This is a genomic window from Synechococcus sp. 8F6 (assembly GCF_002252665.1).
Classification (GTDB): Bacteria; Cyanobacteriota; Cyanobacteriia; order PCC-6307; family Cyanobiaceae; genus Cyanobium_A.
The window spans coordinates 19210-41912 of sequence record NZ_NQKZ01000016.1 but is presented as its reverse complement, the minus strand read 5'-3'; the positions used below and the strand labels follow the sequence as shown (position 1 = coordinate 41912).

Genomic DNA, 22703 nt, shown 5'->3' with positions numbered 1-22703 from the left:
AACCCACCCCCCCCCCCCCCCCCCCCCCCCCCCCCCCCGTGCGTTCAGCCCTCTCCCTCCCGAAGCCCCTCTCCGCCGGCCGGCACCTGGGGGTGCGGCTGGATCCTGAGCTGGAGGCGAGTCTGCAGCTGGTGGCGGCTCAGACCGGTTCCAGCGTCAGCGATTGCGTGCGCCGTGCCTTGCGGCTGTATCTGCGTCCATTTCGCGATGGCGAGGAGTGTCGCCGCCAGTCGCGCCTGGTGGCCCGATGGGAGGCCTGTGATGCGCAGCTGGCCCGGCTGCCCTGCTGGAGTGATTGGACCCCATGACGGCCCCTAAGACCCAACCCCAACGGCAGCCTGTGATCCCCTTGCGCCGTGGGGCGGTGGTGCGACTGGGTAATCCTGTGGCGAGTGGTGATCCCCAGCGGCGGCTGGCCGTGGTGGTGCAGGCCGATCGCTGGCTGAGCGATCATCCGACCCTCACCTGCTGTCCGCTCACCACCCGGATGCTGGAGGCCCCGCTGCTGCGCTTGTCCCTGGAGCCCTCAGCGGTCAATGGCCTGCCGCGGCCAGCCCAGCTGATGGTGGACAAGCTGTTCACGGCATCGCGGCCCCAGGTGCGCGCGCTGCTGGGCCTGTTGCAGGGGGAGGAGCTGGCCCGGTTGGAACGGGCGCTGCGCCAGTGGCTGGAGTTGGCTTGAGCCGGATCACCCCCGTGCCGGCCACCGGTGCGCAACGCGCAAGGCTGCGTCCCTCAGCCGGGGCCCATAGGATCACTCCATGCCCCAGTCTGCGCCGGTGTCTGCAGCCCTCGATCCGGCGGCAATTTTTCCCTTTCCGCTCGACGACTTCCAGTTGGAGGCGATCGATGCCCTCAACCAGGGCCACTCGGTGGTGGTGAGCGCTCCGACGGGTTCGGGCAAGACGCTGGTGGGCGAATACGCCATCTACCGAGCCCTGGCCCACGGCCAGAAGGTGTTTTACACCACGCCGCTGAAGGCACTCTCCAACCAGAAGCTGCGCGATTTCCGCGCGCAGTTTGGCGCCGACAAGGTGGGCTTGCTCACCGGCGACCTCAGCCTCAACCGTGAGGCCCAGGTGGTGGTGATGACCACCGAGATCTTCCGCAACATGCTCTATGCGGAAGTGGATGGGGGAGACGATCCGCTCGAGGGCGTGGAGGCGGTGGTGCTCGATGAGTGCCACTACATGAACGACTCCCAGCGGGGCACCGTGTGGGAGGAATCGATCATTCACTGCCCGCCGCCGGTGCAGCTGGTGGCCCTCTCGGCCACGGTGGCCAATGCCGGCCAGCTCACCGATTGGATCGAGCGGGTGCACGGCCCCACCCGCCTGGTGTTCAGCGACCACCGGCCGGTGCCGCTCGCGTTCAGCTTCTGCAGTGCCAAGGGCCTGCACCCCCTGCTCAACGAGGAGGGCACCGGGCTCCATCCCAACTGCAAGGTGTGGCGGGCCCCCAAGGGCAGCCACCGCAAGGGCCCGAAAACGCCCAAGCCGCCCCAGCCCGAGGCGCCGCCGCTTGGCTTTGTGGTGGCCCAGATGGCCGAGCGCGAGATGCTGCCCGCCATCTATTTCATCTTCAGCCGCCGCGGCTGCGACAAGGGGGTCAAGGAGCTTGGCAAGGCCAATCTGGTGACCCCGGCGGAGCAGGCACGCATCAAGGCCCGGCTCGACGCCTTTGTGGCGGCCACCCCCGAGGCGGTGCGGGAGGGCGGCCACGCCGAGGCGCTGCTACGGGGCATAGCCGCCCACCATGCCGGCGTGCTGCCGGCGTGGAAGGAACTGATCGAGGAGCTGTTCCAGCAGGGTTTGATCAAGGTGGTGTTCGCCACCGAAACCCTGGCCGCCGGCATCAACATGCCGGCCCGCACCACGGTGATCTCGGCGCTGTCCAAGCGCACTGAGCGGGGCCACCGGGCACTGATGGGCAGTGAATTCCTGCAGATGGCCGGCCGTGCCGGCCGGCGGGGCCTCGACTCCCAGGGTTATGTGGTGACGGTGCAGAGCCGCTTTGAGGGGGTGCGCGAAGCGGGCCAGCTGGCCACCGCGCCTGCCGATCCGCTGGTCAGCCATTTTACGCCCAGCTACGGCATGGTGCTCAACCTGCTGCAGCGCTACGACCTGGCCAAGGCCAAGGAGCTGGTGGAGCGTAGCTTCGGGCGCTATTTGGCCACCTTGGATCTGGCTGAAGACGAGGCCCGGATCGCCCAGCTGATGCAGCAGCTCGAGGGCCTCGAAGATGGCTCCGGCGAGGTGCCCTGGGACGACTTCGAGGACTACGAGAAACAGCGGGGGCACCTGCGCGAGGAGCGCCGCATCCTGCGGATCCTGCAGCAGCAGGCCGAGGAAACCCTCGCCCATGAGCTCACCCTGGCCCTGCAGTTCGCCAGCGAAGGCACCCTGGTGAGCCTCAAGGCCCCTCAGCTGCGCGGCCGGGTGACACCAGCGGTGATCGTCGAGAAGGTGAAGGGGCCGGGCCAGTTCCCCCTGCTGCTCTGCCTCACCGACGACAACGTGTGGCTGCTGCTGCCCTGCGGCGCCGTGGTGGCCCTGCATGCCGAGCTCAGCTGCCTGCAGGTGGGCCAGGTGGAGGCGCCCGAGCTGCGCCATGCCGGCGAGCTGCGCCACGGCGACCAGGCCAGCGGCGGCCTCGCCCTGGCGGTGGCCCACATGGCCAGCCGCCACGACATGGTCACCCCCCAATACGACCTGGCGGGCGAGGTGCAGGCCCACGCCCAGCTGGTGCATGACCTGGAGGAGCAGCTGGAGCTGCATCCGGCCCACCGTTGGGGTGACCGCCGCCAGCTCAAGAAGCACCGCCGGCGCATGGAGGAGCTGCAGCTGGAGATCGACGAGCGCCAGCGGCTGCTGCACTTCCGCTCTAACCGCCACTGGGACACCTTCCTGGCCTTGATCGAGGTGCTGCGCTTCTTCGGGGCCCTGGCGGGGGCCGATGGGCTGGAGCCCACCGAGGTGGGCCGCACCGTGGCGGCCCTGCGCGGCGACAACGAGCTGTGGCTGGGGCTGGCGTTGATGAGTGGCCACCTCGATGAGCTCGATCCGCCCCAGCTGGCGGCGGTGTTTGAGGCGATTTCCACCGAGGTGAATCGGCCGGATCTCTGGTGCGGCTACCCGCCGCCCCCGGCTGCCGAGGAGGCCCTGCACGATCTGCGCGGTCTGCGCCGGGAGCTGGAGCGCCAGCAGGAGCGCGCCAAGGTCACTTTCCCGCTCTGGTGGGAGCCCGAGCTCACCGGCCTGGTGCACGCCTGGGCCAAGGGGGCCAGCTGGAGCGACGTGATCGCCAACACCTCCCTCGACGAAGGCGATGTGGTGCGGATCCTGCGCCGCACGGTGGATTTGCTGGCCCAGGTGCCCTACTGCGAGGCGATCAGTGAGCAGCTGCGCACCAAAGCCCGCGCCGCCCTGAAGGCGATCAACCGCTTCCCGGTGTGCGAGATCGAAGATCTGCTGGCCAGCGGCAACGGCCAGCTCGACCCGGCCACCGAACGCCCCCAGGCCTGAGGTTGGTGGGCAGTAACCCGTGATCAACTCCGCCCGCATCCGCATCATCGCCGTGGGCAAGGTGCGCAAGGGTTGGGTGCAGGAGGGAGTCGCTCTCTACCGCAAGCGCCTGCCAGGACTGGTGATCACGGAGCTCAAGGACTCCACGATGGTCAAGGAAGCTGCGGCGATCACGGCGGCCCTCCAAGCTGATGAACGGCTGGTGGTGCTTACCGAAGAGGGCCGCAGCGTCGATTCGCTCAGCTTCGCCGAGCAGCTGCGCGATTCAGGCTCGGATCGCCTCGCCTTCGTGATCGGCGGCGCCGATGGGCTGGACCCAGGGCTCAAGGCCAGAGCCAGCTGGCGCCTCAGCCTCTCACCGATGACATTCCCCCACGAGCTGGCCCGACTGCTGCTGCTGGAGCAGCTCTATCGCGCCACGTCCATCCTCCAGGGTGGCCCGTATCACAAGGCTTAGTCGCGCGGCTCTGTCGTGATCGTCAGGCAGCGGATGCGTGGCGACCCTGCTGTGATCCCAGCGAGAAGGCGCGGCAACGCTTCGGGATTGGTTGGCACCGGCTCAGGCTGTGGAGGCCGAGACCGAACGATGTCGAGCAGCAACGGCTCCTTCCAGCTCACCTCCCCTGGGTTTGTCGATGGGGGCAGGATTCCTTCGATCCACTGTGCCGATGGCCTGAATCTCTCCCCGCCGCTGCGCTGGCACGGAGCACCGAGCTCCACCGTCAGCTTTGCGCTGGTTCTGGAGGATCCCGATGCGCCGGGGGGCACCTGGGTGCACTGGGTGCTGTTCAACCTCCCGGCTGAGCACCAGGGCCTGCCGGCCGGCCTGGATCGGGCACCCCAGCTTCCCAGTGGCGCCTGCCACGGTGCCTGTTGGGGCGTCGCCGACTTCCATCGCATCGGCTACCAGGGGCCGGAGCCGCCACTGGGGCAGACCCATCGCTACATCCTCAGCCTGTTTGCCCTCGACACCAGCCTGGATCTGGAGCCTGGCATCACGGTGGCACAGCTCCAGCAGGCCATGGCCGGCCATCAGCTGGCTACGGCCCAGCTCACGGGGGTTTACAGCCGCTAGTGCTGCACCCCCTCTGGGGCCCAGCGCTGAGACGCTCAAACCCCCAGCCGCTCCCAGATCACGCCCAGGTTCTCCTGGTGCAGGTCGGTGGAGAAGCAGTCGGCCAGCTGCTCGAGGCTGAGGCGGCTGGTCACCTCACCGTCGGCCTCGAGGTTGGCGCGGAAGTTGCCCCCCTCGGTGTTCCAGGCGGTGTGGGCGTTGCGCTGCACGATCCGGTAGGCATCTTCGCGGTTGATGCCGCTCTCCACTAAGGCCAGCAGCACCCGCTGGCTGAACACCACGCCGCCGTAGACGTTCATGTTGCGGGCCATGTTGTCGGGGTAGACCCCCAGGCCCTTCACCACGTCGGTCATCTCCCGCAGCATGAAGTGCAGGGTGGCCGAGCAGTCGGGCAGCATCATCCGCTCCACCGAGCTGTGGCTGATGTCGCGCTCGTGCCAGAGGGCGCAGTTTTCCAGGGCCGCCACTACGTAGCTGCGCAGCACCCGCGCCAGGCCGCTGATGCGCTCGCTGCGGATCGGGTTGCGTTTGTGGGGCATGGCCGAGCTGCCCTTCTGCCCCTTGGCGAAGTTCTCTTCCACCTCGAGCACATCGGTGCGCTGCAGGTTGCGGATCTCGGTGGAGAAGCGCTCCAGGGCGGCGCCCACCAGGGCGAGCGTTTGCACGTATTCGGCGTGGCGATCGCGGGAGATCACCTGGGTGCTGGCCGTATCCGGCTCCAGGCCGAGCTTGGCGCAGGCGATCGCTTCCACCTGGGGGTCGGTGTTGGCGTAGGTGCCCATGGCACCGCTGATCTGGCCCACGCTCACCACCCGCTCGAGGCGCTCCAGCCGGTCGCGGTTGCGCTCCACCTCCGCCAGCCAGCCCGCCACCTTGAAGCCGAAGGTGATCGGCTCGCCGTGGATGGCGTGGGAGCGGCCGATCATCACCGTGCCCTTGTGGGCGCGGGCTAAAGCCCTAAGGGCGTCTGCGAGAGCGTCAAGCTCGGTGCGCAGCAGCTGCACCGAGGCCTTCAGTTGCAGTGCCAGGCCCGTGTCGAGCACATCGGAGCTGGTCATGCCCACGTGGATGTGGCGCCCGGCGTCACCCACGTGCTCGTTCACGTTGGTGAGAAAGGCGATCACGTCGTGCCGCACTTCCGCCTCGATCTCGAGGATGCGCTCGACGCTGAAGCTGGCCTTCTGCTTGATCGTGGCCAAGGCCTCGGCGGGCACCCGGCCCAGCTCGCAGTTGGCTTCGGTGGCGGCGATCTCCACATCCAGCCAGCTCTGGAACTTGGCTTCCTCACTCCAGAGGTTGCCCATTTCGGGCAGGGTGTAACGCTCGATCAAGGCCGCGTTTGGCTCACGTCCAGACCAATGTATGGGTGCGTCCCCTGGGGACTGGTTAGGCCGCAGTTGTCAGGCCGCCGCAGTCAGGCGACGGTGCTCCACTTCCCAGTGCACCTGATGTCCCCAAGCCTGCTGGCGCACCCAGCAGCGTCCGCCGCGGCACTGGATCAGTTGGAAGGGAGGCAAATCATGCGGTTGGTTGCGCAGTTTGACGAAGCTGCCGGGGTAGAGCAGCTCCAGCACGTTGTTGGTTTTTTGGGCGCGGTGGATCAAGGTGGCCATCGCTGCCGCTTCGAAGTTGAGAGATATCCTCCGCTGAGTTTTGAGCGGGAGACGGGCTTGCTTGGAATGTGTTCCGTTTGCGTTGTGGTTTGATCACAAAAGCGCGAGTGCCATGGCCCGCAAACAACGCCTGGATCTGGAGCTGGTGGCCCGCGGCCTGGCCGCCAGCCGCCAGCAGGCCCAACAGCTGATTCGGGCCGGGAGGGTGCGGCAGGGCGATCGTGTGCTCGACAAGCCGGGCACGGAGGTGTTGCCGGAGGCGGAGCTGCTGGTGCAGCAGCCGCCCCGGTTCGTCTCCCGCGGTGGTGAGAAGTTGCTCGAGGCGCTGGCGCGCTTTCCGCTGCAGGTGGAGGGCCGCGTTTGCCTCGATGGCGGCATCTCTACCGGCGGCTTCAGCGACTGCCTGCTTCAGCACGGCGCCGCGCGCGTCTATGGCATTGATGTGGGTTACGGCCAAACCGCCTGGAGCCTGCGCAGCGATCCCCGAGTGGTGCTGCGCGAGCGCACCAACCTGCGCCACCTCAGCCCCGCAGACCTCTACGGCCCGGAGGACCCTTTGCCCGATCTGGCGGTGGCCGATGTGTCGTTCATCTCCCTGGCCCTGGTGTTGCCGGCCCTGCTGGGCTTGCTCCAGAACGAGGTGCCCGTCGATCTGGTGCTGCTGGTCAAGCCCCAGTTCGAGGTGGGCAAGAGCCGCGTCGGCAAGGGCGGGGTCGTGCGCGATCCCGTCGCCCACTGCGATGCGATTGCGGGGGTGATTGCGGCGGCCGGGGCGTTGGGGCTGAAGGCCTGCGGCCTGGTGGCGTCGCCGATCACCGGGCCCGCCGGCAACCACGAATACCTGTTGTGGCTGCGGCGCTTGGGCGTTGTTCAACACGATGTTGCACAAACCGCAAACCCCCAACAGGCAAACCCCCAACAGGTAAACCCCGAACAGGCAACCCCTGCTCCGCTAGCCACGGCGACCGTGGGCCCCGCCCAGATCAAAGCCCTGGTGGCCAGCACGCTGACCACCAGGGCTCGAGGGGATGGCTGAACGGCGCTGGTGCCGACAAGCTCAGCTCAGATCAGATGGCGCCGCTGTCGCGGTCGCCGGTGCGGATGCGGATCACCGAGTCGATCGTGCTGACGAAGATCTTGCCGTCACCGATTTCGCCGGTACGGGCCGCGTCCTGAACCGCTGAAACCACGGTATCGACTTTGTCGTCGTCGACGACGATTTCCAATTTCAGCTTCTGCAGGAACTCCACGGTGAATTCCGAGCCGCGGTAGCGCTCCACCTGGCCCTTCTGACGGCCAAATCCGCGCACCTCGCTCACGGTCATGCCCACGATCCCCGCGTTCACCAGCGCGATCTTGACGTCCTCGAGCTTGAAGGGACGAATGATGGCCTCAACTTTTTTCATAGGAACAGCTCGGGCTGAATAGAAGTCTCTCAGGAAATCCCTGCCGGTGGGAGGGAATCGCCCCATTAGGCCCGAGCTTTGCGGGGGTCGTCGTAGCGGTTGTTACCGGCGGGGGCGCTCGCGCGGGGCGCCGGAGTGGCTTCCCGGTTCTTTCTAGGATCGCCGTGCACGCCGGGCCTCTGGCCGGGCCGTTTCCCCTTTCCATGTCCTCCAGCTCCGCAGCTCCCGCCAGCCCTGATCGCACCCAAACGCCGCTCTATGGCGAGCGGGCCATCGCCGAGGCGGAGCTGATCTGCTTCGACAATCCCCGGCCCGGACGCCCCTACGAGATTTCGATCGAGCTGCCCGAGTTCACCTGCAAGTGCCCGTTTTCGGGCTACCCCGACTTCGCCGTGCTGCGTCTGCTCTATCAGCCTGGCCCCCGGGTGGTGGAGCTCAAGGCGATCAAGCTCTACGTGAACAGCTACCGCGACCGCTCCATCTCCCATGAGGAGGTGGCCAACCGCATTCTCGACGACCTGGTGGCCGCCACCGATCCCCAGTGGATGCAGCTGGAAGCCGACTTCCATCCCCGCGGCAACGTGCACACCGTGGTGCGGGTCAGCCACGGCACGCGGCTGCCCTGCTGACGGGCCACCTCAGAGCTGGCTCAGGAGCTGGGGTAGTTCGGTGGCAAAGCCGGTGAGGTTGCGGTTGCACAGCCCGGCCACGTGCAATTGGCCCTGCTGGCCCGGTTGCTCCTCGGCGATCGCCCACAGCTGACGGGTGGCCAGCAGGCTGAGGCCTCCACCGGCCAGGGCGATGGCAAAGCCGGCATAAACGAGGGGCACGCCCGGATCCCGCTTCAGCAGGATGCCGCTGGCGGGCAGCACGCTCTCCACCCGGATCGGCAGACCCTTCACCTCCACGGGTTCACCACCGGGGGCGATCTGGCTGAGCAAGCTGCCATCGGCGCCGTACACATCCACTGGCCCCTGCTCACTGCTCAGGCTGAGCAGCACCGGCTCGCTGCCATCGGGCCGGGTTGGCAGCACCAGCCCCCACACCTGCTCGCCCAGCTGAGGGAAGCTCTGCAGCGGCAGTTGCAGCAGCGGACTCTTGCCCAGTTGCACCGTGATCGCCGCCAGGGCCCAGTCGGCCTGATAGAGGGTCACTCCCTGGAAGCGCAGCGGATGGTTGACGCTGATTTGCGCCTGCTTCAGCAGGCTGCCTTCGCTGCCGTCGCCCTCAAGGATGCGCAGCTGGGACGTGAATTGCTCTGGTCGGCCGGCGGGATCCCGTTGGATGGCGAAGCGGTCGAGGGCGAGAGTGAGCCGGCTGCTGCCGCGGCTGTCCATCAGCTCGAGGCTGCGGCCGGGGGCCAGGTATTGCTCGGCCCGCTGACCGCCTACGGCCCCCCAGGCGGCACCCAGCATCAACACCACCATGCCGGCATGGACGAGCATGGGGCCCACCCGGCCCACCACCCCCTTGCGGGCCGCCAGGCGCCCCTCCTGGAGCTGGATCTGCCAACCCTGACGCTGCAGCAGCTGGGCCAGCGTGTCCAGGCTGGAGCTGGGGCTAGGGGTGGGCAGGGTTTCGGCCACGCTCAATTTGCTGAGCTGGCGAGGGGAGCGGTAGTCGATCCAGCGCAGGGCGGCCTGCAGGGCGGGCCACTGGCGGCGCCAACTGCAGAGCAGCAGTGACAGGGCCAGCCAGGCCAGCAGCCCTAGAAACCAGCCGCTGGAAAAGACATGGTCGAGCTGCAGGGCCATCACCCCATCGCCGCCCAGCAGGCCCAGCCAGGGTTGGGGGTCGTAAAGCCGGTGATAAAACTCGGCGGTTTCCTGCTGCGGGATGGCCGTGCCAACCCCGCTGGCGACGGCAATCACCAGCAGCAGCACAATCGCCAGGCGCAGATCGGAGATCCAGCCCAGCACCCGGGTGAAGCCTCTGATGGAGCTGGTCATCGCCAGTTGGCCACCAGGGTGAGGGCACCGGTGGTGACCAGCACCACGCCGCTGATCGGTGGCACCCATTGACCCACCCGGCGAAGGCTGAGTAGGTGCGGCAAACTGGCCGCCGCGGTGCCCGCCAGCAGCAGCGGCACGACCTGGCCCGCGCCGAAGCTGGTCAGCAGCAGCATCCCCACCAGGGGTTTGCCGTTTTGGGCTATCCAGGCCAGCAGCACCGCTAACACCGGCGTGGTGCAGGGGGTGGCCGCCAGCCCGAAGGCCAGGCCCGCAGCCATCGGCGCCAGTGGCGCCGGCACGCGGCGACGCCACACCTCCGGATCGGGGCCGGCGGGCAGGGGCAGCTTGAGCAGGCCAAGCAGGTTGAGCCCCATCAGCAGGGCCAGCACCGCCACCACAGTCGGAATCAGGCCAGGAATCTGGCCATAGATGCGGCCTAGCAGCCCACTCACCAAGCCCAGCAGCACCAGGGCCGCCACAATCCCTGCAGTGAAGCTGAGGCTGCGCAGCCAGGGGGTCTGACGCTGGGCCAATGCAGCACTGCCGGTTTCGTTGCTGAAGCCGGCCAGGTAGGCCAGGGTGATTGGCAACAGCGATAGCGAGCAGGGGCCCAGGCTGGTGAGCAGCCCGCCTGCAAACACCACGGCCACGGTGCCGGGTGAGGGGCTGGCCAGGGATTGCTGCAGCAGCGCCTCGCTGGTGCGGGCCCAATCGGCCAGTTGGGGCCCAAGGCTGATCATCTGGTCAGCCTATCGGGCGGCTGCGGTGCGCCGGCGGCGGGGGGTGGAGGCGAGGCCGCCTGCTTCCAGCGAGCAGCGGATCAGCAGGCCGCACACCAGCAGGCTGGCCATCAGCGAGTTGCCGCCGTAGCTGATCAGCGGCAAGGGCAGGCCGGTGGTGGGCATGGCGCCACTGGCCACCGAAATGTTGAGAATCGATTGACCCACCAGCAGGGTGGTGCAGCCGATGGCGATCAGGCGCTGCTGGTTGCTGCGGCAACTCAGAGCTACCCGCAGGCCCACAAAACCAAACAGCAGCAGAAACAGCAGCAGCACCACCGATCCCACAAAGCCAAACTCCTCGGCAAACACAGCGAAGATGAAATCGGTGCTCTGGATCGGCAGGTATTGCAGTTTCTGGGTGGATAGGCCAAAACCCTCCCCCAGAACGCCTCCCGAGCCGATGGCCAACAGGCTCTGCACCAGCTGGTAGCCATCGCCCTGGGCATCGCGCCACGGATCGAGAAACGACGCCACCCGCAGGCGCTGATAGTTGTTCATCAGGATGCTGGCGCTGCCGAGCAGACCCCCGGCACCGGCGGCCCCCAGCAGCAGGGGTAGAGAGAGGCCGCCGGCCAGCGCCATCAGCCAGAGCAGCAGGCCGGAAAGGGCGGCGGTGCTGAGGTTGGGCTGCTTGAGGATCAGCAGAATCAGCGCCCCGAACACCCCAAGCCACAGCAGCTTCTGATCGCCGCCGATGCGCTTCCAGTGGGCAAACAGCGCAGCCCCCTGCAGCACCAGGAAGGGCTTCACCAATTCCGACGGTTGCAGCTGGACGGGACCGACCACCAGCCAGCGGCTCGCCCCATTGACGGTGCTGCCGACCACCAGGGTGGCCGCAATCATGATGATGCCGACCCAGAGCCCCAGGGGGGCGAGGTGCAGCCAGCGCCGCAGGCTGGTGCGTAGGCCGAGCCAGAGCAGGCCCCAGCTGGCCACCATCCAGATGAGCTGGCGCTTGAGATAGAAGGCTCCATCGCCCATTTCCCGTTCCGCCACCCACCAGCTCGCTGAGGTGAGCACCAGCAATCCGATCACGCTCCAGAGCGCCACCATGCCCAGCAGCAGCCGCGCCTCTGCGGGCCACTGGTCCCAGGGCAGGGGCAACAGGCCTCCGCCGATGCTGCGGCTTGGCGAGGCGTTGCTGCTGGTGGTGTGGGTTGCGGTTCGGGCCAAGACAAGGAGTAAGGAGTGCCGGAGCGGCACCATCCTGAGGCCCTATTGAGCCGTGTTTGGGTGGTGGTTGTCGAGCCCCTTCGAGCCAATCGGTACCCAATAAAAAAGCCCAGCGAATGCCGGGCATGTGGGAGTTGTGTGGCCAGACCAGTGGAGCTTGACGAGACTCAGTTGCCGACGTTTTGTTGGCGACGGCCAGTGGCCAGTTCCACCTTGAGGATCTTGCCGCCCTGCTTCATGATTCGCTGCTGCTCAGCGAACCAGCTGTCGTAGGGCACCCATTTCGTGAAATAGGTGTTCTGCAGCTCGCGCTGGGTGCGGCTTTTCTCCGGACAGGGGATGCAGGCCGTGATCTTGAACAGACGCATGGTGGTGATCCTCGGGGTGTGCCGCTGGCAGGGGATCAGTTGCCCAGGCCGGAGCAGATGTAGTCGAAATACACCCCCATTTCACGGCCAGCATCCGGACCCACGAGGGCAGCCGTGGTTTCCTTCATGGCCTGGATCGACTGCACGGTGGCGCCGATGGGCACGCCCAGGGAGTTGTAGGTCTCCTTGAGGCCGTTCAGCACGCGCTCGTCGAGGATTGAGGTGTCACCCGCCAGCATGGCGTAGGTGGCGTAACGGAGGTAGTAATCCAGGTCGCGGATGCAGGCCGCATAGCGACGGGTGGTGTACATGTTGCCGCCGGGACGGGTGATGTCCGAATACAGCAGCGACTTGGCCACGGCCTCTTTGATGATGGCTGAACCGTTGGCGCTGATGGTGGCAGCAGCCCGAACCCGCAGCTCACCGCTGGCGAAGTACTGCTCCAGGCGGCCCATGGCCGAACCGTCGAGGTACAGGCCCTGGACGTCGGCCTGGTTGATGACGTTAGTGATGGCGTCTTGCATGAATCCGGCTTGGGTGGCGGGGAATGGGGAAGGAACGTCGCCTCAGGAGAGGGCGCCGATGACGTAGTCGAAGTAGAAACCGGCTTCTTCAGCGTCAGAGCCCGTGAGCAGGCCCATGGCGGCGTTCTTCATTTCCCGCACGGACTCAGCCATGGCGTCCAGGGGAGTGCCGAGGGAGCGATACATCTCCTTGGCGCCGATGATGCCGATCTCTTCGATGGGCGTCACGTCACCGGCGATGATCCCGTAGGTCACCAGGCGCAGGTAGTAGTCCATGTCGCGAAGGCACGAAGCGGTCATCTCCTCGCCGTAGGCATTGCCGCCAGGGGAGATGACGTCGGGACGCCGCTGGAACAGGGCTCCGCCTGCGGTTTTCACGATGCGCTCGCGGCTCTCGCTAAGAACCTGAGCCACGCGAAGACGACGTTGACCAGCGCCCACGAAGGACTTGATCTGGTCGAGTTCGCCAGGGCTGAGGTAGCGGGCTTCGGCGTCCGCGTTGATGATCGAGTTGGAGACGATGCTCATGCAGTTCTGCCTCGAAACAAGCGGCCGCCTTGACGGAGACCGATATCCGGTGGGTAAGGGAAGGATCGACTCGCGCCGATCGTCGAATCATTCTGCGCTAAGCCCCCGCACAGCCCTTGGCAGCGGTAACAGTTCTTCACGGCGCTTTTGACTCGAAGATCCCTTGGGCTGCAATGGTTTTGGTCGATGTTGTTCATAGCGACCGACCGCAGCAATTGTTCATTATTCAGTGGCGCTGATTGGCGCACTTGTTTCACGGTGTGAATCAAAAGTTGTGGCAATTGATGTTTCTGAACATGAAAAACCCCCCCCGAAGCAAATTCGGGAGGTGGGAAGGTTCGTTAGTGGCCCCGTTGGCCCCTGCCTGTCGATTCAGATGGGGGCTTTCGGCCGAGGGGTGAGGCCGGCGTTGCCCCCATACAGCTCTGCGGTGCGGTTCACCGTGCTGAGGGGGATGCCATCGGCAGTTGCCAGGCCGCGCAGATAGGGAACGGTGTCCTGGCCAAAGGCTTGGCCATATTCTTCACTGCTCAGCAGGGCATCGACGGCCGCCTGTTGGCCTAGGCTGGCTCGTGTGGCCAGGAATGCACTCACTTCCTGGGGCTGGGCGGCCCGTCCGAGCAAGGCGAGGTAGGCGGCTGACGCTGCCCGAAGCAGCGCCATGCGGTTGAGGCGCTGTTGGAAGAGGTCACTGCCAGCGATCTGGGTGACCAGTTCGGCCACGGTGAGCTGCTGGTTGCGGAATTGGGATTCCGCATCGCCCAGCCGCTCGGCGGCAAATGGAACCCGGTTGAGCAGTTGCTTGTAGACGCTCTCCAGGGCCTCCTGAACTTGGGTTTCGCTGCTGGTGCGGCCCACCTGCACGGGCCTGCCAACGCTCTGGCGACGGCTGAAGCCCTGGGGGCGGCCCGGTTGAATCGCCTTGGCCATCGCGGCGCCAGGTTGGCTGGCGAGTCCGCTGGTCTGGCCGCTGCCCACGGAGGCCCGCCAATTGCCGCTGATCGGGGTCCGCGTGCTGGGGGTGGAGGGTGGGCTGCCGCCGGGCGTTGAGGTCCAGAACCCTGTTGTGGTGGCTGGGGCTTGGTTCCAGCGCCGGGTCGGGGCTGGTGCTTGGCGAATGCTGCCGGGGCCCGTGGGAATGGCCGTTGCCGGGGCTGCCATCGTTTCCCCACCGGCGATCTGGGCGCTCCATCCACCCATCACCACGCGGGGGCGATCGGCCAGGTTGCGCGACACCGTGTCAGTGGTGGTGCGCAGGGTCTGGGGAGCGGCCACATCAGGGCGTTTGCCCGGGGTGATGTCGGCATAGGCCGCCGCATTGAAGGGCCGGTTGAGGGCTGGCACTTGGCGGGCATTGCGATCGCCGGCGGTGATGAACCGCTCATAAGGAACGGTGTCCTCGCCGAAGCAATCGTTGTATTCCCGGCTGTTCAGCATCTTGTCGACGACGCCGTAGAAGCCCGAGCGGGCGGCGGTGTCGAAGTAGGCGTCGATTTCCCAACGCCCGAAGCTGGGGCGGCCCAGGATGCGGCGGTGCATCACCTCGATCGCTTTGGTGATGTAGAGGCCACTCCAGTAGCGGCGCCGGAAGGCGGTGGAGCGGGCCACCTGACGCACGAATTCGCGCAGGCTGATGTCGCCGTTTTCGAGCTTGATTTCCTCGACTTTGTTGCGTTCACCGGCATAGCCAGCGGTGCCGAGGATCTGCACGTACACCGCGTTGATCACCGCCTGGGTGCTGGCCTCTGTGCCGCGCACGCTGGGCTGACCGCCGCGGCGGGGCACGGAACTGCCGCCGGTGGCGATCTGCTGCAGCCGCACCACCTTCGGGCCCACGCGGCGAGGCATGGCCTTGCGGAACTGGACGCTGTCCATCTGGCCCGGCTGGGCCAAGCCGTTGCCGATCAGGATCCGACGGCTGTCGTAGCCGTAGGGCGCTGGGCGGGTGGCCACCGAAGCGGTGCCAGAGGGGAAGATCGCGCCGTAGTTGAGGGCCAGCGGGTCATTGCCGCCGCCGTAGACGTGCTGGTCGGGGAAGGGCTGGCGGTAGGAGGCGTAGAGGGTGACGTACTGGGGGGCGCCTTCAAACGGTGCGCTGAAGCGGAACAGCTTGCGGTTGGACCCCCAGCCGGCGCTCTCCTGGGCTTCTTCACCCAGATCCCGCAGGTAGGGCACGGTTTCCTCCCCGAACACCCGGGCGTACTCGATGGTGTTGATCAGGGCATCCACGAGGCCGTTGAGCCCCTGGGCGCTGACGATGTCGAAGTAGCGGGTGAACTCCTCGCGGGAGCTGATGCCCCGGCCGAGGAAGTGGCGGAAGGCCAGCTCGACGGCCCGGCTGTTGGAGAAGCGGCCGAAGAATTGCTGTCGGTATTCCTTGCTACGGCCGAGGGCGCGGATGAACTCGCGCATCGACAGCTGGCCCTGGCGCACCTGGGTGGCCTCCACCGGGCAGGGCATCTGGCTGTAGGCCTTGGCGATGTCGCGTTCAAACACCTGGCGATAGGCCGCGCGGATCACCTCGGCCTTTTGAGCGCCACTGAGGCGCGGCCGCATGATGAAGCGCTGCTTGCCATCGGCTGCGAGGGCGTAGGTGGCCGGCAGCTGCAGACCCTGGTTCTCAGGGCTGCCGAGGCGCTGGCGGGTCGAGGGGGTGGGCACCTCCAGCTCGGCGATCAGCACGTTGAAGTACTGAATCACCAGCTGGCGGGCCTGGGGATTGTCCTTGCAGAGGCCGGCGGCGGCGGCGCGCATCTCCTGCAGCGCCACATTGGTGGCGGCCAGGGAGCAGGCCTTCTCGAGCACGTCGCGCAGGCCGCGGGTGTTGACGGCCAGGATGCTGGGATCGCCAGCCACCAGGGCATAGCCCACGTAGCGCAGGAACCAGGCCATGTCGCGCAGCGATTTGCGCATCCGGTCGGTGCCGTAGCGGCCCACCGCGATCGGGCTGAAGCCGGTGGGCAGCACCACGCGCACGTCGGCATCGCCGCCGGCGCCCTCGAGCAGACGGGTGATCAGGTTGCCGCCGGAGCTGTCGGTGCCCTGGGCGAAGGTTTGCACCGAGCGCTGGAAGGCGGCCTGGTCGGCGGCGAGGGGCGTTTCATTGCCGCTGGCTTTAGCGGAAATGCTTAGGGGCGCATCCAGATAGGAGAGCGGCGTGCCGCCGGCAAAGATCCGGTTGGCCGCCTTGGCCACGATGAAGTCGGCATTTTCCGAGATCCGGCGCGCGGCCTCCAGCCGCTGCTGACCGCTCTGGAAGAAGGCCATCAAAGTGTCGAGTTCCCCGCCGTCGGGGAAGCGGTCCTGTTGCTCCGCCTGACGGACGCTGGAGAGCGGCAGGGTGTCGTAGCGCTGGGGGGAAACCCTGGTGCTGCCGCTGCTGGCGGTCACGGTCATTGACGAGAGCGAACCGGGCTGGGCCACATTACGGCGGGCCCTCTGGGCCTTCGTCGGGCCATGAACAAATGTTTGCAGCCGCGTCGGGGTCCGCTGTTTGGATCGGGCGCGCAGGCATGAAAAGCTCGGCCGGTTGCCGTTCACGATTTCTGTGCCTGCCCCCGTGCCCGCCAGTGATGCCGCCACGCCAGTGGTGAGCGCCTTCTACGACCGCTTCCCCTACCCAGGCGATCCCCTTCAGGACGGCCCTCCACCGGGATACAACTGGCGCTGGTGCGTTGACAGCGCCTGGGCCGCCGCCTTCGGTGCCGTTCCGTCCCGCCCCAGCAGCGGCCCGCGCAGCTGGCGGATCCTCGATGCCGGCTGCGGCACCGGCGTCAGCACCGACTACCTCTGCCATCTGAATCCCGGTTCCTCGGTGCTGGCGGTGGACATCAGTCCGGGCGCTCTTGAGGTGGCGAGCTCGCGCACCCGCCGCTCCGGGGCCGCAGCCCAGGTGCGCGAGCTGCGCATCGAGCAGCGCAGCCTGCTCGACCTGGCCGGGGAGGGTCCGTTCGACTACATCAATTCGGTGGGGGTGTTGCACCATCTGCGCCAGCCGGAAGCCGGCCTGCGGGCCTTGGCGGGGCTGCTGCGGCCCGGTGGCCTGCTCCATCTTTTTCTGTACGCCGACGGTGGTCGCTGGGAAATTCACCGCACCCAGCGGGCCCTGGCGCTGCTGGGTGCAGGAACAGGCGATGAAGGCCTGCGCCTGGGCCGGCAACTGCTGGCGGAGCTGCCCGAAACCAATCGGCTGCGCCGCCACCACGAGCAGCGCTGGGCCCTCGATACGACGGCCGATGCCAACTTCGCCGACATGTACCTCCACCCCCAGGAGACCAGTTACAACCTGGACCGCCTGATGGTGTTCGTGGCCGCAGCTGGTCTCGAGTTCGTCGGGTTCTCCAACCCGGAGGTGTGGGATCCGGCGCGGCTGCTGCAGGGTGACCTGCTGGAGCGGGCCCAGGCCCTCAGCCCTCGCGATCAGTGGACTCTGGTCGAGGAGCTCGACCCCGACATCAGTCACTTTGAGTTTTTCTTGAGCCAGGGTGCGGTATGCCTCCCGGACTGGGGTTCCGATGCTGCCCTCCTGGCCGCCCGTGCTGAGGTCAACCGCTGCCTCTGGGGCTGGCCATCGACCAGTCTGATGGGCCCCGATCTGATGCCACTCAGCCTCAGCGCGGAGGGCCTCAGCCTGATGCGGGCACTGGAGGCCGCCCCAGAGCTGGCGATCGACGAGCTGCCCCTGGATTGGCCCCTTGCTCAGCGGCTTGCGGTGGCCCGTCAGCTGCTGGAGCAGCGCGTGTTGCTGCCCGTGCTTTGACCCGCACGTGATAGATTCCGCGCGCCTTTTCAGGGGTTGAACGCGGTTGTCAGTTTCCCTCCCCTGCTCCTCCGTTCCCGACTCCGGGAGTGCCGCTCTGCCGGCCTCTTCCGTCTGCGTGGACCTGGAGCAGATGGTGGACTCCACCGCCGTATCGATCCCTGTGGTGGTGGCACCTGCGGCGCACGATCGTGCCTCGGCCGACCCCAGCACCAGCGCTGATCCCAGCAATGGAATGGGCGATTACTTCCGGCTCCAACGGCGGTTGTTGCTGGCCACCATGCTGCTCTCCGCAGCGGCAGTGGTCGTCACCGCCCTCGTCGGTTCCCTTGCCACGGCCTTCAGCCTGTTGGTGGGTGCCCTGGCTGGATTGCTCTACCTGTGGCTGTTGAGCCGCAGTGTCACCCGGCTGGGGGAAAACTCCCGCCGCTTGAGCAGGGCCCAGCTGCTCGTGCCGGTCGCTCTGGTGCTCGTCTCCACCAGGGTCCCCCAGCTCTCCACCCTGCCGGCCCTGTTGGGCTTCCTGCTCTACAAACCGGCGGTGATCCTTCAGGCCGTCTTCGACTCCTGATCCCCACACCGTTCCGTCGCTCCGGCGACCCCGAACTCCCCTTCGCTGGCTCCGATGCCTCTCCTTCTCCCCTTTGCTGAACTGGAGGTTGGTCAACACCTCTACTGGCAACTTGGCAACCTCAAGATCCATGGCCAGGTGTTCCTGAGCTCGTGGGTTGTGATCGGTGCCCTGTTGGCCCTGGTGGTGGTCGGCACCCGCAAGTTGGAGCGTGATCCCCGCGGCACCCAAAATCTGCTCGAGTTCGTGTGGGATTACATCCGCGACCTCTCGCGCGAGCAGATCGGTGAGAAGGCCTACCGCGACTGGATGCCCTTCATCGGCACCCTGTTTCTGTTCATCTTCGTGAGCAACTGGGGCGGAGCCTTGGTGCCCTGGAAGCTGATCCACCTTCCCAGCGGCGAGCTCGGTGCTCCCACCGCCGACATCAACACCACGATTGCGCTGGCGCTGCTCGTGTCGCTGGCCTATTTCTATGCCGGCTTGAGCCGCAAGGGTCTGCGTTACTTCGAGTACTACGTGGAACCCACCCCGATCATGCTGCCGTTCAAGATCGTCGAGGATTTCACCAAGCCTCTCTCCCTCTCCTTCCGTCTCTTCGGCAACATCCTGGCCGACGAGTTGGTGGTGGCGGTGCTGGCGTTCTTGGTGCCCCTGATCGTGCCCCTGCCGGCCATGTTCTTGGGACTGTTCACCAGCGCCATTCAGGCCCTGATCTTCGCCACCCTTGCCGCCTACTACATCGGTGAGGCGGTGCACGAGGAGCATCACTAGGTGCTTCCACTCAGCAGGGTTGCTCAGGCGCTCTGCTAAATCTCACTCGCGCAGGTCCGGATGCACCCCGGGCCCATTCCTTCGGGGATGTCCCAGGCGCAGGGTTTCAATCCCGGTCCACTACGCGCTGTCAAGGCGCCTCCCATCCCCCACTCCACCATGGATTCCATCACCTCCGCTGCGTCTGTTGTGGCCGCTGGCCTGGCTGTCGGCCTCGGTGCCATCGGCCCCGGCATCGGTCAGGGCACCGCAGCTGGCGGCGCCGTTGAAGGCATTGCACGTCAGCCCGAAGCCGAAGGCAAGATCCGCGGTACCCTGCTGCTGTCTTTGGCCTTCATGGAAGCTCTCACCATCTACGGCCTCGTGGTCGCCCTGGTGCTGCTGTTCGCCAACCCCTTCGCCGGTTGATCGTTGCGTGAGTGGAAGGAAGGTGGGGGCTTGAGCCCCTGCCCTCCCAGCCTCACGACCGCCCATCCCGCTCGATCGTTCCAGCGCCCTCGCCCCAATGACCAGCTGGCTTCTGCTCGCCGAAGCAGGTGTCCCGGAGGGAGGTCTGTTTGACCTCGACGCCACACTCCCGCTCATGGCGGTGCAGGTGGTGCTCCTCACCTTCATTCTGAATTCGTTGTTCTTCCGCCCCGTTGGCCGGGCCGTGGAGGACCGCGAGAGCTTTATTTCCACCAGTCGCGCCGACGCCAAGCAGAAGCTGGCTCAGGTTGAACGGCTGGAGTCCGACCTCAAGGAGCAGCTCAAGGACGCGCGTCAGCAGTCCCAGAAGCTGATTCAGGAGGCGGAACAGGAAATGGATCGTCTCTACCGCGATGCCCTGGCGGCCGCTACAGCGGATGCCAATGCATCCCGGGAGCAGGCTCGCCGCGAGATCGATGCCCAGAGGGATCAGGCGATGACCCAGCTCAACAAGGATGCCGACAAGCTCGGTGACCTGATCGTGTCCCGCTTGCTGGCCACCTCATGACCCACCTGCTGCCACCCTTGCTCGCCAGTCACGGCGGCTTTGGTCTCAATCTCAACCCGTTTGAGACCAACATCATCAACCTGGCGATCGTCATTTTTGGCCTCTGGAAGTTTCTGCCCGGTTTCCTGGGCGGCATCCTGGAGCGCCGTCGCAACGCCATTCTGAGCGACCTTCAGGACGCTGAAGAGCGTCTGGCCTCCGCCACCACGGCCCTGGCCCAGGCCCAGCAGGACCTGGCGGCTGCTCAGCAGAAAGCTGACCAGATCCGCACGGATGGTCAGGCCCGCGCCCAGGCGCTGCGCCTGGAGAGTGAAAAGCGCACCATTGAGGAGATGGCCCGCCTCAAGCAGGGTGCCATGGCCGATCTCAGCTCTGAGGCGGCCCGGGTTACAGACCAGCTGCGCCGTGAGGCTGCCAACCGCGCCATCGCCAAAGCGCTCGCCACCCTCCCTGGGAAGCTCGATGCCGATGCGCAAGCGCGGTTGATCGATCAGTCCATCACCACCCTGGGGAAAGCCTGATGCCACTCCTCAACTCGATTGCCACCCCCTACGCCGAAGCCCTGCTGCAGGTTGCTGAGTCGCGCAAGGAAACCGACACCGTGGCTGACCAGGCCAAGGGTGTGTTGGCGGTGCTCAACTCCAGCCCTGAACTGCGCGCAGCTCTCGCGTCTCCAGTGCTTGAGCCCGAGGCCAAGAAGGCCGCGCTGGCCAGCCTGTTCAACGACCAGGTGACTCCATCTTTTCAGAACCTGCTCAAGCTGCTGGCGGATCGTCAGCGCCTGCCCATGCTCGATGCGGTGCTGGCTCGTTTCCTTGAGCTCTACCGAGAGCTGCGCAACATCACCCTGGCCAAGGTCACCTCGGCCGCAGTGCTCACCGAAGAGCAACAGGCTGTGCTCAATCAAAAAGTGCAGGCGATCGCCGGTTCTAAGGCCGTGGAATTCGACCTCGCAGTGGACCCCAGCCTGATCGGTGGCTTCATCGTCAGCATGGGTTCCCAGGTGATCGACGCCAGCCTTTCCGGTCAGGTGCGCCGCCTCGGGCTGGCGCTGGCCCAGGTGAGCTAGCTCGGCTGCCAATTCCGGCCTTTCGGTCACCCCTTCTCCGCTTCAACGCCTCCCCTTTCATCAGCTCCCCCTGTGGGGACTTCCTCCCATGGTTTCCATCCGCCCCGACGAGATCAGCGCCATCCTCAAGCAGCAGATTGAGGACTACGACAAGTCGGTCTCGGTCAGCAACGTCGGAACCGTGCTGCAGATCGGCGATGGCATCGCCCGCGTGTATGGCCTGCAGCAGGTGATGGCCGGCGAGCTGGTGCAGTTTGAAGACGGCACCGAAGGTATCGCCCTCAACCTCGAGGACGACAACGTGGGTGTGGTGCTGATGGGCGAAGGCCGCGGCATCCAGGAAGGCAGCACCGTCAAGGCCACCGGCAAGATCGCCGCCGTGCCCGTGGGCGACGCCATGCTCGGCCGGGTGGTGAATTCCCTCGGCCAGCCGATCGATGGCAAGGGCGACATCGCCACCACCGAAACCCGCCTGATCGAATCGATGGCGCCTGGGATCATCCAGCGCAAATCGGTGCACGAGCCCATGCAAACGGGCATCACCGCCATCGACGCGATGATCCCCATCGGCCGTGGCCAGCGCGAACTGATCATCGGCGACCGCCAGACCGGCAAGACCGCCATTGCGATCGACACGATCATCAACCAGAAGGGTGAAGACGTTGTCTGCGTCTATGTGGCCGTGGGCCAGAAGGCTGCTTCCGTGGCCAACGTGGTGGAAGTGCTGCGCGAGAAAGGCGCCCTCGACTACACCATCGTGGTGGCCGCCAGTGCCTCCGAGTCGGCCGCACTGCAATACCTCGCTCCTTACACCGGCGCAGCCCTGGCTGAGTCGTTCATGTACAAGGGCAAAGCCACCCTGGTGATCTACGACGACCTCACCAAGCAGGCCCAGGCCTACCGCCAGATGTCGCTGCTGCTGCGCCGTCCCCCCGGTCGTGAGGCCTACCCCGGCGACGTGTTTTATTGCCACAGCCGCCTGCTGGAGCGCGCCGCCAAGCTGAGCGATGCCATGGGCAAGGGTTCGATGACCGCCCTGCCAATCATCGAGACCCAGGCCGGAGACGTGTCGGCCTACATCCCCACCAACGTGATCTCGATCACCGATGGTCAGGTGTTCCTCAGCTCCGACCTGTTCAACTCCGGTCTGCGCCCCGCCATCAACGTGGGCATCTCGGTGAGCCGGGTGGGCGGTGCCGCCCAGACCAAGGCCATCAAGAAGATCGCCGGCACCCTGAAGCTGGAACTAGCCCAGTTCGACGAGTTGGCCGCGTTCTCCCAGTTCGCCTCCGACCTCGACGCCGCCACCCAGCAGCAGCTGGGGCGTGGCAAGCGCCTGCGCGAGATCCTCAAGCAGCCCCAGTTTAGCCCCCTGATCCTGGCCGAGCAGGTCGCCGTCGTGTATGCCGGTGTCAAGGGCTTGATCGATGAAGTGCCCGTGGAGTCGGTCGTGCAGTTCTGCCGCGAGCTGCGCGACTACCTCAAGAGCAACAAGGCCGACTACATCTCCAAGGTGCAGACCGAGAAGCAGCTCAGCGACGAAGCTGAGGCCATGCTTAAGGATGCGATCAACGAGGTGAAGTCGACCATGCTCGCCTCCGTTTGAGGA

25 protein-coding genes are annotated in these 22703 nt (G+C 66.2%); 15 read left to right on the top strand and 10 right to left on the bottom strand.

Features of this window, described 5'->3' with window-relative positions:
* Positions 1-38 precede the first annotated feature (38 nt).
* The 5 genes from CJZ78_RS11015 (at position 39) to CJZ78_RS10995 (ending at position 4599) form a co-directional block, all read left to right on the top strand.
* On the top strand, positions 39-308 hold the full coding sequence (locus tag CJZ78_RS11015; RefSeq protein ID WP_094561371.1) for a ribbon-helix-helix protein, CopG family: 270 nt from the start codon (positions 39-41) through the stop codon (positions 306-308).
* Positions 305-682 carry a type II toxin-antitoxin system PemK/MazF family toxin gene (locus CJZ78_RS11010; protein WP_233128708.1) on the top strand — a complete coding sequence of 126 codons (378 nt, stop codon included), beginning with the start codon at positions 305-307 and terminating at the stop codon, positions 680-682. Before CJZ78_RS11015 ends, CJZ78_RS11010 begins: the two co-directional genes overlap by 4 nt.
* A gap of 79 nt (positions 683-761) precedes the next feature.
* Positions 762-3524, top strand: coding sequence for an RNA helicase (locus tag CJZ78_RS11005; protein WP_094561370.1), 2763 nt, complete (start codon positions 762-764; stop codon positions 3522-3524).
* Positions 3525-3546: 22 nt separating this feature from the next.
* A complete protein-coding gene (locus CJZ78_RS11000) occupies positions 3547-3981 on the top strand; it encodes a 23S rRNA (pseudouridine(1915)-N(3))-methyltransferase RlmH (protein ID WP_094561376.1) in 435 nt (144 codons plus the stop codon).
* A 129-nt stretch (positions 3982-4110) separates the two neighbouring features.
* Entirely contained in the window at positions 4111-4599 is a 489-nt protein-coding gene (locus tag CJZ78_RS10995; protein ID WP_094561369.1) for a YbhB/YbcL family Raf kinase inhibitor-like protein, read from the top strand.
* A 35-nt stretch (positions 4600-4634) separates the two neighbouring features.
* On the opposite strand, the gene purB is transcribed toward CJZ78_RS10995, so the two are convergent.
* Together purB and CJZ78_RS10985 are read right to left on the bottom strand one after the other, a co-directional pair.
* The gene (purB, locus tag CJZ78_RS10990; protein WP_094561368.1) at positions 4635-5930 is read right to left on the bottom strand and encodes an adenylosuccinate lyase; all 1296 of its coding nucleotides are present in this window, start codon (positions 5928-5930) and stop codon (positions 4635-4637) included.
* Between the two features lie 69 nt (positions 5931-5999).
* Positions 6000-6212 (bottom strand): hypothetical protein, encoded by a 213-nt coding sequence (locus CJZ78_RS10985; RefSeq protein ID WP_094561367.1) that lies wholly within the window; start codon positions 6210-6212, stop codon positions 6000-6002.
* A 112-nt stretch (positions 6213-6324) separates the two neighbouring features.
* Here CJZ78_RS10985 and CJZ78_RS10980 point away from each other — a divergent pair, with 112 nt between their 5' ends.
* A complete protein-coding gene (locus CJZ78_RS10980) occupies positions 6325-7248 on the top strand; it encodes a TlyA family RNA methyltransferase (protein ID WP_094561366.1) in 924 nt (307 codons plus the stop codon).
* Positions 7249-7279: 31 nt separating this feature from the next.
* Here CJZ78_RS10980 and CJZ78_RS10975 read toward each other — a convergent pair whose 3' ends face one another.
* Positions 7280-7618, bottom strand: a complete 339-nt coding sequence (locus CJZ78_RS10975; protein WP_094561365.1) for a P-II family nitrogen regulator — start codon at positions 7616-7618, stop codon at positions 7280-7282.
* 203 nt (positions 7619-7821) lie between these two features.
* Here CJZ78_RS10975 and queF point away from each other — a divergent pair, with 203 nt between their 5' ends.
* Positions 7822-8247, top strand: a complete 426-nt coding sequence (gene queF / locus CJZ78_RS10970; protein WP_094561364.1) for a preQ(1) synthase — start codon at positions 7822-7824, stop codon at positions 8245-8247.
* A 9-nt stretch (positions 8248-8256) separates the two neighbouring features.
* Here the strand turns inward: queF and CJZ78_RS10965 are convergent, their stop codons facing one another.
* The 7 genes from CJZ78_RS10965 to CJZ78_RS10935 all read right to left on the bottom strand — a co-directional run bounded on the left by CJZ78_RS10965 (position 8257) and on the right by CJZ78_RS10935 (position 16341).
* A complete protein-coding gene (locus CJZ78_RS10965) occupies positions 8257-9567 on the bottom strand; it encodes a cytochrome c biogenesis protein ResB (RefSeq protein ID WP_094561363.1) in 1311 nt (436 codons plus the stop codon).
* Positions 9564-10310 carry a cytochrome c biogenesis protein CcdA gene (locus CJZ78_RS10960; RefSeq protein WP_094561362.1) on the bottom strand — a complete coding sequence of 249 codons (747 nt, stop codon included), beginning with the start codon at positions 10308-10310 and terminating at the stop codon, positions 9564-9566. Before CJZ78_RS10960 ends, CJZ78_RS10965 begins: the two co-directional genes overlap by 4 nt.
* Before the next feature lie 9 nt (positions 10311-10319).
* The gene (locus tag CJZ78_RS10955; RefSeq protein WP_233128712.1) at positions 10320-11471 is read right to left on the bottom strand and encodes an FtsW/RodA/SpoVE family cell cycle protein; all 1152 of its coding nucleotides are present in this window, start codon (positions 11469-11471) and stop codon (positions 10320-10322) included.
* A 221-nt stretch (positions 11472-11692) separates the two neighbouring features.
* Positions 11693-11893, bottom strand: a complete 201-nt coding sequence (locus CJZ78_RS10950; RefSeq protein ID WP_094561360.1) for a phycobilisome linker polypeptide — start codon at positions 11891-11893, stop codon at positions 11693-11695.
* 35 nt (positions 11894-11928) lie between these two features.
* Positions 11929-12417 carry an allophycocyanin subunit beta gene (gene apcB, locus CJZ78_RS10945; RefSeq protein ID WP_094561359.1) on the bottom strand — a complete coding sequence of 163 codons (489 nt, stop codon included), beginning with the start codon at positions 12415-12417 and terminating at the stop codon, positions 11929-11931.
* 42 nt (positions 12418-12459) lie between these two features.
* Positions 12460-12945 (bottom strand): allophycocyanin, encoded by a 486-nt coding sequence (locus CJZ78_RS10940; protein ID WP_094561358.1) that lies wholly within the window; start codon positions 12943-12945, stop codon positions 12460-12462.
* 372 nt (positions 12946-13317) lie between these two features.
* Complete coding sequence (locus CJZ78_RS10935) at positions 13318-16341, bottom strand: phycobilisome rod-core linker polypeptide (RefSeq protein WP_094561357.1); 3024 nt, start codon at positions 16339-16341, stop codon at positions 13318-13320.
* Between the two features lie 163 nt (positions 16342-16504).
* Here CJZ78_RS10935 and CJZ78_RS10930 point away from each other — a divergent pair, with 163 nt between their 5' ends.
* The 8 genes from CJZ78_RS10930 (at position 16505) to atpA (ending at position 22700) form a co-directional block, all read left to right on the top strand.
* Complete coding sequence (locus CJZ78_RS10930; RefSeq protein ID WP_094561375.1) at positions 16505-17704, top strand: class I SAM-dependent methyltransferase; 1200 nt, start codon at positions 16505-16507, stop codon at positions 17702-17704.
* A gap of 118 nt (positions 17705-17822) precedes the next feature.
* Positions 17823-18275 carry an ATP synthase gene (locus tag CJZ78_RS10925; RefSeq protein WP_233128706.1) on the top strand — a complete coding sequence of 151 codons (453 nt, stop codon included), beginning with the start codon at positions 17823-17825 and terminating at the stop codon, positions 18273-18275.
* A 54-nt stretch (positions 18276-18329) separates the two neighbouring features.
* The gene (gene atpB, locus CJZ78_RS10920; RefSeq protein ID WP_094561356.1) at positions 18330-19049 is read left to right on the top strand and encodes a F0F1 ATP synthase subunit A; all 720 of its coding nucleotides are present in this window, start codon (positions 18330-18332) and stop codon (positions 19047-19049) included.
* Between the two features lie 159 nt (positions 19050-19208).
* A complete protein-coding gene (atpE, locus tag CJZ78_RS10915) occupies positions 19209-19457 on the top strand; it encodes an ATP synthase F0 subunit C (RefSeq protein ID WP_010315318.1) in 249 nt (82 codons plus the stop codon).
* A 97-nt stretch (positions 19458-19554) separates the two neighbouring features.
* Positions 19555-20025 (top strand): F0F1 ATP synthase subunit B', encoded by a 471-nt coding sequence (locus tag CJZ78_RS10910; protein ID WP_094561355.1) that lies wholly within the window; start codon positions 19555-19557, stop codon positions 20023-20025.
* On the top strand, positions 20022-20546 hold the full coding sequence (locus tag CJZ78_RS10905) for a F0F1 ATP synthase subunit B (protein ID WP_094561354.1): 525 nt from the start codon (positions 20022-20024) through the stop codon (positions 20544-20546). The genes CJZ78_RS10910 and CJZ78_RS10905 overlap by 4 nt, the downstream gene beginning before the upstream one ends.
* A complete protein-coding gene (gene atpH, locus CJZ78_RS10900) occupies positions 20546-21094 on the top strand; it encodes an ATP synthase F1 subunit delta (RefSeq protein ID WP_094561353.1) in 549 nt (182 codons plus the stop codon). The genes CJZ78_RS10905 and atpH overlap by 1 nt, the downstream gene beginning before the upstream one ends.
* Before the next feature lie 88 nt (positions 21095-21182).
* Positions 21183-22700: a F0F1 ATP synthase subunit alpha gene (gene atpA, locus CJZ78_RS10895; RefSeq protein ID WP_094561352.1), complete on the top strand. Its 1518-nt coding sequence runs from the start codon at positions 21183-21185 to the stop codon at positions 22698-22700.
* Positions 22701-22703 lie beyond the last annotated feature (3 nt).

Bases quoted from the DNA above. Each gene is read 5' to 3' on its own strand.
- CJZ78_RS11010 (WP_233128708.1), top strand. From the start codon at position 305: ATGACGGCCCCTAAGACCCAACCCCAACGGCAGCCTGTGATCCCCTTG.
- CJZ78_RS11005 (WP_094561370.1), top strand. From the start codon at position 762: ATGCCCCAGTCTGCGCCGGTGTCTGCAGCCCTCGATCCGGCGGCAATT.
- CJZ78_RS10995 (WP_094561369.1), top strand. From the start codon at position 4,111: ATGTCGAGCAGCAACGGCTCCTTCCAGCTCACCTCCCCTGGGTTTGTC.
- CJZ78_RS10985 (WP_094561367.1), bottom strand. From the start codon at position 6,212: ATGGCCACCTTGATCCACCGCGCCCAAAAAACCAACAACGTGCTGGAG.
- CJZ78_RS10980 (WP_094561366.1), top strand. From the start codon at position 6,325: ATGGCCCGCAAACAACGCCTGGATCTGGAGCTGGTGGCCCGCGGCCTG.
- CJZ78_RS10975 (WP_094561365.1), bottom strand. From the start codon at position 7,618: ATGAAAAAAGTTGAGGCCATCATTCGTCCCTTCAAGCTCGAGGACGTC.
- queF (WP_094561364.1), top strand. From the start codon at position 7,822: ATGTCCTCCAGCTCCGCAGCTCCCGCCAGCCCTGATCGCACCCAAACG.
- CJZ78_RS10965 (WP_094561363.1), bottom strand. From the start codon at position 9,567: ATGACCAGCTCCATCAGAGGCTTCACCCGGGTGCTGGGCTGGATCTCC.
- CJZ78_RS10960 (WP_094561362.1), bottom strand. From the start codon at position 10,310: ATGATCAGCCTTGGGCCCCAACTGGCCGATTGGGCCCGCACCAGCGAG.
- CJZ78_RS10950 (WP_094561360.1), bottom strand. From the start codon at position 11,893: ATGCGTCTGTTCAAGATCACGGCCTGCATCCCCTGTCCGGAGAAAAGC.
- apcB (WP_094561359.1), bottom strand. From the start codon at position 12,417: ATGCAAGACGCCATCACTAACGTCATCAACCAGGCCGACGTCCAGGGC.
- CJZ78_RS10940 (WP_094561358.1), bottom strand. From the start codon at position 12,945: ATGAGCATCGTCTCCAACTCGATCATCAACGCGGACGCCGAAGCCCGC.
- CJZ78_RS10935 (WP_094561357.1), bottom strand. From the start codon at position 16,341: ATGACCGTGACCGCCAGCAGCGGCAGCACCAGGGTTTCCCCCCAGCGC.
- atpB (WP_094561356.1), top strand. From the start codon at position 18,330: ATGCCTCTCCTTCTCCCCTTTGCTGAACTGGAGGTTGGTCAACACCTC.
- atpE (WP_010315318.1), top strand. From the start codon at position 19,209: ATGGATTCCATCACCTCCGCTGCGTCTGTTGTGGCCGCTGGCCTGGCT.
- CJZ78_RS10910 (WP_094561355.1), top strand. From the start codon at position 19,555: ATGACCAGCTGGCTTCTGCTCGCCGAAGCAGGTGTCCCGGAGGGAGGT.
- CJZ78_RS10905 (WP_094561354.1), top strand. From the start codon at position 20,022: ATGACCCACCTGCTGCCACCCTTGCTCGCCAGTCACGGCGGCTTTGGT.
- atpH (WP_094561353.1), top strand. From the start codon at position 20,546: ATGCCACTCCTCAACTCGATTGCCACCCCCTACGCCGAAGCCCTGCTG.
- atpA (WP_094561352.1), top strand. From the start codon at position 21,183: ATGGTTTCCATCCGCCCCGACGAGATCAGCGCCATCCTCAAGCAGCAG.